This is a genomic window from Acidimicrobiia bacterium (assembly GCA_040881685.1).
Classification (GTDB): Bacteria; Actinomycetota; Acidimicrobiia; order IMCC26256; family PALSA-555; genus SHVJ01.
Genome location: JBBECS010000044.1, coordinates 42607 through 53518, shown reverse-complemented (window position 1 = coordinate 53518; position 10912 = coordinate 42607). Strand labels below are relative to the sequence as shown.

Annotated in this window: 11 protein-coding genes; 8 read left to right on the top strand and 3 right to left on the bottom strand. The window is 67.4% G+C overall.

What is annotated here, in order from left to right; all coding sequences use genetic code 11:
- Positions 1 to 28 precede the first annotated feature (28 nt).
- On the bottom strand, positions 29 to 409 hold the full coding sequence (locus WEE69_11510; protein MEX1145921.1) for a VOC family protein: 381 nt from the start codon (positions 407 to 409) through the stop codon (positions 29 to 31).
- Between the two features lie 4 nt (positions 410 to 413).
- On the bottom strand, positions 414 to 1187 hold the full coding sequence (locus tag WEE69_11505) for a glucose 1-dehydrogenase (GenBank protein MEX1145920.1): 774 nt from the start codon (positions 1185 to 1187) through the stop codon (positions 414 to 416).
- Between the two features lie 117 nt (positions 1188 to 1304).
- Here WEE69_11505 and WEE69_11500 point away from each other — a divergent pair, with 117 nt between their 5' ends.
- The 5 genes from WEE69_11500 to WEE69_11480 all read left to right on the top strand — a co-directional run bounded on the left by WEE69_11500 (position 1305) and on the right by WEE69_11480 (position 7087).
- A complete protein-coding gene (locus WEE69_11500) occupies positions 1305 to 1505 on the top strand; it encodes a hypothetical protein (protein ID MEX1145919.1) in 201 nt (66 codons plus the stop codon).
- Positions 1506 to 1561: 56 nt separating this feature from the next.
- Positions 1562 to 2761, top strand: a complete 1200-nt coding sequence (locus tag WEE69_11495; GenBank protein MEX1145918.1) for an acyl-CoA dehydrogenase family protein — start codon at positions 1562 to 1564, stop codon at positions 2759 to 2761.
- Between the two features lie 12 nt (positions 2762 to 2773).
- Positions 2774 to 4885 (top strand): acetate--CoA ligase family protein, encoded by a 2112-nt coding sequence (locus WEE69_11490; protein MEX1145917.1) that lies wholly within the window; start codon positions 2774 to 2776, stop codon positions 4883 to 4885.
- 10 nt (positions 4886 to 4895) lie between these two features.
- Complete coding sequence (locus WEE69_11485; GenBank protein MEX1145916.1) at positions 4896 to 6161, top strand: cytochrome P450; 1266 nt, start codon at positions 4896 to 4898, stop codon at positions 6159 to 6161.
- Positions 6162 to 6247: 86 nt separating this feature from the next.
- Positions 6248 to 7087: a class I SAM-dependent methyltransferase gene (locus WEE69_11480; GenBank protein ID MEX1145915.1), complete on the top strand. Its 840-nt coding sequence runs from the start codon at positions 6248 to 6250 to the stop codon at positions 7085 to 7087.
- 4 nt (positions 7088 to 7091) lie between these two features.
- Here the strand turns inward: WEE69_11480 and WEE69_11475 are convergent, their stop codons facing one another.
- Entirely contained in the window at positions 7092 to 8291 is a 1200-nt protein-coding gene (locus WEE69_11475; protein MEX1145914.1) for a cytochrome P450, read from the bottom strand.
- Between the two features lie 169 nt (positions 8292 to 8460).
- Between WEE69_11475 and WEE69_11470 the strand changes: the two genes are divergently transcribed.
- The 3 genes from WEE69_11470 to WEE69_11460 are packed head-to-tail and all read left to right on the top strand — an operon-like array spanning position 8461 to position 10856.
- Positions 8461 to 9300 (top strand): endonuclease/exonuclease/phosphatase family protein, encoded by an 840-nt coding sequence (locus tag WEE69_11470; GenBank protein MEX1145913.1) that lies wholly within the window; start codon positions 8461 to 8463, stop codon positions 9298 to 9300.
- A gap of 8 nt (positions 9301 to 9308) precedes the next feature.
- Positions 9309 to 10139 (top strand): PPK2 family polyphosphate kinase, encoded by an 831-nt coding sequence (locus WEE69_11465; protein MEX1145912.1) that lies wholly within the window; start codon positions 9309 to 9311, stop codon positions 10137 to 10139.
- Between the two features lie 48 nt (positions 10140 to 10187).
- Entirely contained in the window at positions 10188 to 10856 is a 669-nt protein-coding gene (locus WEE69_11460; GenBank protein MEX1145911.1) for a hypothetical protein, read from the top strand.
- The last annotated feature ends 56 nt before the right edge of the window (positions 10857 to 10912 follow it).

Genomic DNA, 10912 nt, shown 5'->3' with positions numbered 1-10912 from the left:
CAGCCGAGCCGACTGAGACCGCCGACGATCACCCGTCGGTATGGTCGCAGACGCAGAACTCGTTGCCGTCGGGGTCGGCCATCCGGATCCACGTGCTCCCGTGCTCGATCGACGGTGAGGCTTCGAGTCGCTGGGCCCCCAACGCCACCAAGCGCGCCGCTTCGGCTTCGATGTCGGGGACGTGCAGGTCGAGGTGCATCCGGTTCTTTCCCGCCTTGACCTCGGGTACGCGCTGGAGGAGGAGGTTCGGCCCCTCGCGACCGTCGGGCGTGAGCAACGTGTAGTTGTCGACCGCTCCAACCGTCACGTATCGCAGCACAGCTGCCCAGAACGGCGCGAGCGCCTTGGGATCGGCGCAGTCGAGCACGAGCCCGAGTGAGGCGTCCGGTGCCGGCGTGTCTTCGGTCATGGGATCAGTCCTCGTCGGCAAGCCCGGGGATCAACGGCCCGGTCATGTAGCCGCCGTCGATGATGAACTCCGACCCGGTCGAGAAGGAGCTGTCCTCCGACGCCAGGAACACCATCATCTTGGCCACCTCTTCCGGAGTCCCGATGCGCGGGATCGGTTGGCCGATGTAGGCGGAACCCTGGTCGAGGTTCGCGAACTCGGGCTGGTCGAGCATCTCGGTGTTGATCCCACCGGGGTGCACCGAGTTCACCCGGATGCCGAAGTGCCCGAGCTCCATCGCCGCGACTTTGGTCATGCCGCGTACTGCAAACTTGCTGGCCGTGTAGGCCACCAGGCCCATCGTGCCGACGAATCCCGACGTCGATGACGTGTTGATGATGGAACCACTGCGCTGCTTCTTCATGTGTGGCGTGACCGCACGCATGCCGAGGAAGCAACCCACCTGGTTGATGTTGATGATCTGCATGTAGTCGTCGAGCGTGTGACCGTCGAGCATGCGCACCCGCAGGATGCCCGCGTTGTTCACCAGCACGTCGACTCGTCCGAAGCGTTCGATGGTGGACGCGACGATGGCGTCCCATTCGTCGGGCTGGGTTACGTCGAGGTGCTGATAGATCGCGGCATCGCCGACGTCGGCCGCAACCTTCTCGCCGCGATCGTCGAGCACATCGCCGAAGACGACCCGCGCCCCCTCCTCCACGAAGGTTCGGACCTCGGCTTCGCCCTGCCCCCGGGCACCGCCGGTGACGATTGCGACCTTGTCGTCGAGCCTTCCCATGGGTCCTCCTCGAAGTCGCCAGCAGATTAGGTGGTGGCGTTTTTGGGCATCCAAGAGGGCACGAGGGACACAGCTCGGCCGACGGGGCCGGCGTCCCCGGTCGAGAGGAGTCCCCAGATGCTGGCGTTTCTCGCAGCGTTCGGGCCCGTAGACGAGTCGACGGCGATCCTGAGGCTCGTGGCCGTGGTGTGCTGGGTTGTCGCGGCGTTCTTCAGCGCCCCAGCTCGGTTGCGCAGTGGTGGCATCGGCTTGATTGCGCTCGGACTGGCACTGTGGTTCTTCCCGGACATGTGGAACACCGTCGACGCCGCGTTCTGACCTGGTGAGGCCGCGACGGCCGATGTGCCGTCGCGGCTGTGTCCTACAGTCGCCGCGTGCAGCTCCACTACGACGAGGCGACCGAGCGGTTTCGCGCGGAGCTCGACGACTGGCTCGACGAGCATCTGCCGCCGCCCGAGGAGAAGCGCGAACGTCCACAGTCGAGCGCGCACATCCCCGAGTGGGCGCGGCGCTGGCAACGGTCGTTGTTCGACGCGGGGTGGCTCGTGCCGGGCTGGCCCCCTGAGCTCGGGGGACGCAACGCGACCCCGGTGCAGCAGATGGTGTACTTCGAAGAGCTGGCGCGGCGACAGATCTGGCGGTCGTACAACATCCAGGGCGTGTCCATCTTCGCCCCGTCGGTGGTCGACTTCGGCACCGAGGAGCAGAAGCAACAGTGGGCTCTCCCCGTACTCCGTGCAGAGCGCACCACGTGCCTGGGCATGAGCGAGCCGGGCGCGGGCAGTGACCTCGCCGGTCTCTCGACGCGCGCGGAGCTGCGCGACGACACCTTCGTCATCAACGGCCAGAAAGTGTGGACGTCTGGTGCGCACCACGCCGACTTCTGCATCTGCTTCGTGCGCACCGACCCGTCGGCACCGAAGCACCGGGGGATCAGCGTGCTGTTGCTCGAGATGAGCACCCCCGGCATCACGGTCCGCCCGCTCCCGAGCCTGGTGAACCGGACGTCATGGGTGGACTTCAACGAGGTGTTCTTCGACGACGTGGAGGTTCCGCGCGAGAACCTGCTCGGCGAGCTGAACGACGGGTGGCGGGTGGCCAACGCATCGCTCGGCCACGAGCGCGGCATGCTCTGGGTCTGGGAGTCTGCCCGCCTCGACCGGGCACTCGAGCTCGCAGTCGACGAAGCCCGCCGAACGGACCACAACGATCGTCGGTTGGGCGAGCGGGTCGATGTGCGCGACGCGTTGGCCAACGCGTATGTCGACGCGCTGGCCTTGCGGTGCCTCGGCTACCGCGGCTTCGCGAAGTTCGCGCATGGCGAGACCGCGCCGGAGCACGTGATCTTGAAGCTGTTCGGCTCGGAAGCGAATCAGAGGCTCTTCCTGGGCTTTGCCGAAGGTCTCGGTGCGCCGGCGCTCGACGTCGAGACGCCGGACGACGCACTCCGCATGGACGACGGCTGGCCGTGGGTGAACCGGTACCTCGCCTCGTTCGGCACCACGATCTCGGGAGGCACGTCGGAGATCCAGCGCAACATCATCGCCGAGCGCATCCTCGGGCTCCCGCGCTAGACCTGCACGCCCGTGGCTCAGGCTCGCCAAGACCTCGACCAGTTCTTTCACCCCGACGGTGTCGCCATCCTCGGTCGAGTCGACCGCGACGGCGACGCCCGCGCGTTGCTCGACGAGTACCGATCACGGTACGGCACCGATCGCGTGTACCTCGTCAACCCGAAGGGCGGGTCGATCGGTGATGTCCCGGTCTACGAGAGCGTCGTCGACATCCCCGATCCGGTCGGGCTCGCGATCATCAGTGTGGGCCCGCGCTTCTGCATCGACGCGATCGAGGAATGTGGACGCAAGGGCATCCCATACGCCCTGATCTTCACCGCCGGGTTCAGCGAGGTTGGCCCCGAGGGCGCGGCGCTCGAGGATCGCCTCGCGTCGGTGGCGCGGGAGCACGGCATTCGGGTGTTCGGACCGAACACGAACACGAATGCCTTCGAGCGGATGCCCGAGATCGCAGGGCTGCGCGGCGGCAAGATCGGCCTGCTGACCCAGAGCGGTCACAACGGTCGTCCGGTGGTGCAGGGGGCCCACTTCGGCGTCGGCTTCTCTCGCTGGGTGCCGACCGGCAACGAGGTCGACCTCGAGGTCGCCGACTTTCTCGAGTACTTCGCGTATGACGACGAGACGGCGGTCATCGCGGGCTACTTCGAGGGCTTCAAGAACCCAACCGCGCTCCGACGCGCGCTCGACGCGGCGAACGCCAACGGCAAGCCCGTCGTCGCGCTGAAGATCGGCTCGACCGCGGCGGGCAGGCGCATGGCGAGCTCGCACACCGGTCACTTGACTGGCGCCGACGCCGTGGTGGACGGGCTGTTCGCGCAGCACGGCGTCACGCGGGTGCGCGACCTCGACGAGCTGCTCGAGACCGCGGCCCTGTTCGCAAAGCTCCCGCCAGGGACCGGGCCGAACGTCTGCCTGTATTCGGTCTCTGGCGGATCCGGCACGCTGATGGCCGAGATCGCCGAGACGGCGGGGGTGCCGGCGCCGTTGCTCTCGAGCGAGACGCAGACGCGTCTCCACGAGCTCATCCCTGACTACCTCACCGTGGCCAACCCGGTGGACAACGGCGGCCAGTTCCTCGGCGGACCACAGGAGCACCGCCTACGCGCGCTCGAATTGATCGCAGCGGATCTGGCGGTGGACGTGATCGTGGTCGGAATCACCGGCGCGCTCGCATCGATGACCGACAACTTCGGCGCAGACTTGCTTGTCTTCGCGCCGACGGCCGCGAAGCCTGTCGTAGTGACATGGAACTCTCCCAAGACGGACGAGCAGGGGTTCCGCGACATCGTGGCGTCCGGGCTCCCGTTGTTTCGGTCGTTCCGTAACTGCTTCGCGGCGCTGCGGGCCTACGCCGACTACCAGCAGAGGGCAAACGGGTTCCGGGTGCGCGTGCCGATCGAGCCCAGGGCGGAAGAGCGGGCCGCCGCCAGCAGCGCGTTGTCTGGTGACGGGACGCTGGACTCAGCTTCCGCGCGTTCGCTGCTCGAGGCGTTCGACCTGCCACTCGTGCGCGAGGCGCTCGTCACGTCCGCCTCCGACTTGGGTGCTGCGGCAGAGCGCATCGGTTGGCCGGTGGTGATGAAGCTGGTGTCGCCCGACGTTCCGCACAAGTCCGACGTCGGGCTCGTGCGCCTCGACGTGAGCTCCGTCGATGCAGCGACCGGCGCCTACGAGGAGCTCGTCGAGCGTTCCCGCAGCCTCGACGACTCAGCGCGCGTGGACGGCGTCGTCGTGCAGCAGCAGGTGTCGGACGGCGTCGAGATGATCGTGGGTGCGACCCACGATCCCGTGCTCGGGCCGGCCGTCCTGGTGGGCACAGGCGGGATCTTCGCCGAGGTCCTCGATGACGTAGCCGTTCGCCCCTTGCCACTCGACGCCGACGATGCACGCGAGATGGTGCACAGCTTGCGCGGGCACGCGTTGCTGGCGGGCGCGCGCGGCCGGCCACCCGTTGACGAGGAGTCGTTGGTGCGGGTGATCGTGGCCGTGGCGCGGCTGTGCGCGGCGGCTGAGGGGCGGTTGAGCGAGCTCGATCTCAATCCCGTGCTGGTCAGCGCGACGGGCGCGATAGTTGTCGACTGGCTGGCCATCGCCGGTGAGGCTGAGCGTCCGGTGCATCCGTAGCATGGCGCCCGTGGTCCAGACGCCGACGACTGATCTGTCCGTCGACGAGATCGACTTCGGGAACATGGAGATCTGGCACCGGACCGATTGGGACGGGATGTACGCCAAGCTCCGCCACGAGCGTCCGGTCTCGTGGCACTCCGAGCCTGAGATCGAGGGGTTGGGCGCACCAGGCCCTGGCTTCTGGTCGCTCACCCGCTATGACCACATCCAGCACGCGAGCCGCCGCCCCGACGTCTTCCTCTCGGGGAAGGGCACGAACATCCCCGACTTCCCACCCGAGGTCTACGAGTTCCTCGGCTCGATGATCAACATGGACCCGCCGCGGCACACACGCTTCCGCCTCCTCGTGAACCGCGGCTTCACGCCGCATCAGGTCGCGGCGCTCGAGCAGAGCGTGCACGGCCGCGCTCGGGCGATCGTCGATGCGGTCTGCGAAAAGGGTGAGTGCGACTTCGTCGACGAGATCGCATCGGCACTGCCGCTCCAGATCATCTGCGACATGATGGGAATCCCGGCGTCGGAGTACCGATCCGTCTTCGACAAGACGAACGTGGTGCTCGGCGCGAGCGACCCCGACTATGGCGGCCTGATCACCGACGCGTTCGCCGCCGCGTACGAGCTCTGGACGTATGCCCAGGAGCTGCGCGCTGATCGCGTCAAAAGTCCCCGTGACGACATCACCACGAAGATTGCGTTGGCCGAGGTGGACGGGGAGAGCCTGACGCCGGAGGAGTTCGGGTCGTTCTTCGTGCTCCTTGTGGTGGCGGGCAACGAGACCACGCGCAACGCCATCAGCTTCGGGATGAAGGCGCTCACCGACTTCCCCGAGCAACGACAGATCTGGCTCGATGACTTCGATGGAGTCGCGGACACGGCCGTCGAGGGGATCATCCGGTGGTCCACGCCGGTGATCCACTTCCGCCGCACGTGCGCGGCCATCAACGTCGAGATCGGCGGTCAGGCCATCAAGGAAGGCGAGAAGGTCGTCCTCTGGTACAACTCGGCCAACCGCGACGAGGAAGTGTTCGACGACCCCTACGCGTTCAACGTGCGCCGGGACCCCAACGAGCACCTCGGCTTCGGCGGCGGCGGCCCGCACTTCTGCCTCGGTGCCCACCTCGCCCGTCGTGAGATCCGGGTGATGTTCGACGAGCTGCTCCACCGCCTCCCCGACATCGAGGTGAGCGGGGAGCCCGCATTGCTCTTCTCGAACTTCATCCACGGCATCAAACGCATGCCGGTTCGGTTCACGCGAACTCGTCCCTCGAAGTAGGCGGGAGCATGCGGCGCGGGTCGTGGAGCCGGTCGGCCCAACTGCGTCGCCGCGCTGTCCGGCAAGCGCGCCGCGCGGCGGGGTCGGTGCGGGCCGTGCTCGGCGGCGAGAAGGCCCACCGTCCACCCGAGGAAGATGCCGAGTACAACGCTCACGTTGCCGCCGTAGGTTGGCCGATCGAGCCGGACGAGCGCCTCTCGATTGGCGGTGAGAGGTTTCTCTTCACGCACACGAACACGACCAGCAGCCTCGCGGTAGACGAGAAAGAATTCTTTGTGTACAAGCGGCCGAGCCTGATCCAGGCATATCGGAAGCTCGGTAAGGAGGGTGGGTACAAGACGGTCGTCGAGCTCGGAATCCTGAATGGAGGGAGTACGGCGTTCCTCTTCCAGCTGTTGGAGCCGGAGATCCTTGTCGCCTTCGATGTCGTCCACACTCCGGTGCCCGCCCTCGAGCGTTTCGTCGACGAGCACGAGCTCCAGGGAAGACTTCGCCCCTACTACGGCGTCGACCAAGCTGACACCGGGCAACTCTTACGGCTGGTCGACGAGGCAACTGGTGGCAAGCCGCTCGATCTGGTTGTTGACGATGCGTCGCATTCGTACGCTCCGACCCGCGCGAGCTTCAACGCACTGTTCCCACGTCTCCGCGACGGTGGCGTCTTTGTCATCGAGGACTGGGCCTGGGCACACGTTCCCGGAGAGCACTTCCAGCGTCACGGCGGCCCGTTCCCTGGCGAGCCGGCCCTGACGAACTTGATCGTCGAGATCATGTTGTTGCAAGGCACGCGCCCAGACCTCGTGCCGCAGGTCGAAGTCCGGCGCAACATGGTCCAGATCGTGCGTGGTCGCGGCGACCTTCCGGTCCCGATGGACATGGCGACCCTCATCCTGAATCGCGGCAACCCGTTCCACCCGAGTGTCTAGAAGGTCACAGCACCTCGATCGGAATGGCGTCGTAGGCGCACGCGAAGGCGCTCGGGATCTTCTTCGGCTCGGCTCCGGCGGCGAGCCGCATCTCCGGAACCCGCTGCACGAGCTCCTCGAACAGCACGCGGATCTCGAGGCGAGCGAGCGACGCGCCGAGGCAGAAGTGCGTGCCGAACCCGAAGGCGACGTGATGGTTGTGCTCGCGGGTGACGTCGAGGGTGTCGGGATCGTGGAAGACGCGCTCGTCGCGGTTGGCTGACGAGTACATGAGCACGAGCTCGTCACCGGCGCGCAGCGCCTGATCGTGGATCTCGTGGTCCTCGGTTGCGGTGCGACGCATGTTGAGGATCGGTGTGACCCAGCGGATGAACTCCTCGACGCCGGTGGCTCCGAGGATGCCGGGGTCCGCGACGAGAGCGGCGTGCTGCTCGGGGTTGCGGATGAGCTCGAGGCACATGGTGCCGATCACCGTGCGGGTCGTCTCGGCGCCGCCGTCGAGCAACAAGAGCGCTTCGTGCACGATCTCGTCGTCGTTCATCGGGCGCTTGGTGCCGTCGGGGAACTCGACCTCTTCGTGCGCCCATACCGAGATGAGGTCGTCCTGCGGGTCAGCGCGGCGTGCTGCCAGCACTTCGAGCGCGGCACCCGCGAACTCGAGCACCGCGCTCATGACCTCGGGCGTCGCTTCCGGGTCGCTGCCGTCGAGGTTGTAGCGGCCCCCCTGGAGCATCGTGACCTCGGACCACTCGCGGCACTTGTCGGCGAGTGACGGAGGGAAGCCGAGCATCTCGCAGATCACTCGTGCCGGCAGTGGCGCCGCGAGCGCGGTGATCACGTCACCGCCGCCAGCACCGATCCACGCGTCGAGCAGGTCGGTGACGACGCCGCGCACGTGATCCTCGTGCTGCTTGACCGAGCGGGGCGTGAAGCGACGCGCGACGAGCCGGCGCTTGTTCTGGTGGAGGGGGTCGTCGTTGTTGATCATCGAGACGTCCCCGATGATGCGCGGGCGGGACCCGTGCGAAGAGGTGTAGCGACGGGGGTCCTTCTCGATCGCGACGATGTCGTCGTAGCGGCTGATGCCCCAGACGCGACTGACGGGGTCCCAGTACGCGGGCGCCTCGTCGCGCAAGCGCCGGTACGTGGGATACGGGTCACCGGCGTAGAACCGCCCGTCGAGCACGTTCACGTCCAACGCCACGGCCAGGAGGCTAGCGAGTAGGGACGGAGTGGCTTTGCCGCTTCGTCACCGGCCGAAGCCTGCGGAGTCGACCCAGAAAGTTAGGGGACGGAGTGGCTTTGCCGCTTCGTCACCGGCGGGAGACGAAGCCTGCGGAGTCGACCCAGAAAGATGGGTAGCGTCGCCGCCCGTGACCGCAGGATGGGAGCCGCCGCCGCGCATCGAGACGCGCCTGCGCGTGATGACGTGGAACCTTTGGTGGCGCTTCGGCCCGTGGGAGGCGCGCCAGCCGGCCATCCTCGAGACGCTGCGCCAGGTCGATCCTGACATCGTGTGTCTCCAGGAGGTGTGGGAGACCCGCGACGGTGAGAGTCAGGCCGCGACACTCGCCGACGCGCTCGGCCTGCACCACGTCTACGCCGCTGGGCTCGGGCTCGACCTCGCACCCGAGAGCGTCGGTAACGCGATCCTGTCGCGTTGGCCGATCGAGGAAACGGAGTCACGCCCGTTGCCGGCACCTGCCGACCTGAACGAGCTGCGCGTCGTGCTGCGCGCCGACGTCGACGGACCCCGCGGCCCGATCGAGGTGTTCTGCACGCACCTCAACTGGCGTCTCGATCAGAGCCACGTGCGCCAGACGCAGCTTCGTGCCGTGTGCGACTTCATCGCCGAGACCAAGGATCAGCGCACATACCCCCCGATCCTGTGCGGCGACATGAACGCTGATCCCGTGTCCGATGAGATTCGGATGCTCACCGGGTTCGCGGCTGCAGCCGTGCCCAAGCTCGTGTTCTTCGACTCGTGGGCCGCCGCCGGCGACGGTGGACCCGGGAACACGTGGTCACGTGCCAACCCGTTCACCGCGCTCGACGCGGATCCGAGGGACGGGCGCATCGACTACGTGCTCGTCGGGTATCCGTTCGACCAGGCCGCAGGCGAGCCCGTGGCGTGTCGAGTTGCCGGCGACGAGCCCGCCGTCGGTGTCTACCCATCGGACCATTTCGGGGTCGTCGCCGAGCTGCGGTACTAAGGAGCGCGATGGTCAAGCCCGGTGGCGCGGACGCCCTCCTCGCTTCGATGCGCGTGAAGCCTGGTGACGCGCCCGAGCTCGACGCGCATGACCCGGCCGCGAAGCTGGGTCTCGAGAACAAGGACCAGGCCCAAGGTCTGGTGCGCGACCTGCTCGTCGAGCTGAACGAGCTACACGACCGGCTGTGGGCCGAAGCCGAGCGCAGCGTGCTGCTCGTGCTCCAGGGCATCGACGCCTCGGGCAAGGACGGCACCATCCGCAAAGTGCTGTCGGGCCTCAATCCGCAGGGCTGCCAAGTGGCGGGCTTCAAGGCGCCGAGCGACAACGAGCTCGCGCAGGATTACCTCCGGCGGGTCCACCACTTGTGTCCGGCGCGTGGGCAGCTCGGCGTGTTCAACCGGTCCCACTACGAAGATGTCGTCGCGGCGCGCCTCATCGGTGCGGTCAGCCACGAGCAGTGTCGGCTTCGGTACGGCCACATCTGCGAGTTCGAGCGCATGCTCGTCGAAGAGGGCACGACGGTGGTCAAGGTGTACCTCCACATCTCGAAGGAGCAGCAGCGAATCCGCTTCCAGGAGCGCATCGACAACCCCAACAAGGCGTGGAAGTTCAAGGCCGGCGATCTCGACGTGCGCGAGCGGTGGGACGAGTACCGCACCACGTACGAAGAGGTCATCACCCGGACATCGACCGACCACGCGCCGTGGCACGTGGTGCCGGCCGACCGGAAATGGGTGCGCGACTTCGCGGTCGCGACCCTCCTCGTGGCGACGTTCCGCCGGCTCGACCCCCGCTTCCCCCCGCCGGACCCCACCTTCGAGGGTCTGGTCGTCACGTAATCAGTCGACTGGCCGCCCCCGTTCCCCATCGGCAACAATGGGGTCCCCATGGCCGTCGAGTCCAGAGATTCCATCTCCCTGAAGCCGGCGGAGCTCGACGAGATCGGACAGTTCCTTCAAGGCGTGGGCCTACCGCTCGCCGAGGAGCAGCTCGACCATCACGTCGAGCAGTTCCCCCTCGTGGCCGTCCTCACCGAGGACAGCGCGCTCTCCGGGTTCCTCTTCGGCTCGCTCGAGCGCATCGGCGGCACGCCCTGCATCCTCTGGGGGCTCGGGGCGACCCGAAAGGGCCGCACCGCCCGCGGGACCCTCGAGGGCCTCGTCGGCGAGCTCTACCGACGGGCCGCGATCTCGTTCCCCGACGAGGACGTGCTCGTCGCCGGCCGGATCGCGCACCCTGCGGCGTACTCGTTGTTCGGCGTGCTCAGCGACGTGTGCCCGCGCCCGAAGTACACGCCCAACGGCGAAGAGCGCGCCTGGGGTCGACGCCTGGCCCGCCGCTTCGGCTGCGACGCCCGCTACGACGACCGGTCGTTCAAGCTCAAGAAGGCCAAGACGAGCGAGCTGGTGCTCGACTCCCGCCACGTGAAGCTCGGCGGCAAGGCCGCGGCCGACCTCGTCGGCACCCTCGAGCCCGCGAAGGGCGAGGCACTCATCGCGTACGGCTGGGCGATGGCCGAGCAGCTCGCCGACGGCCTGGCAGGGCCCAAGTCTTAGCTGTGTGAATGCGCCGCCTCCGGCGGCGCTCACACAGCCAGTCCGAAAAGGTCACG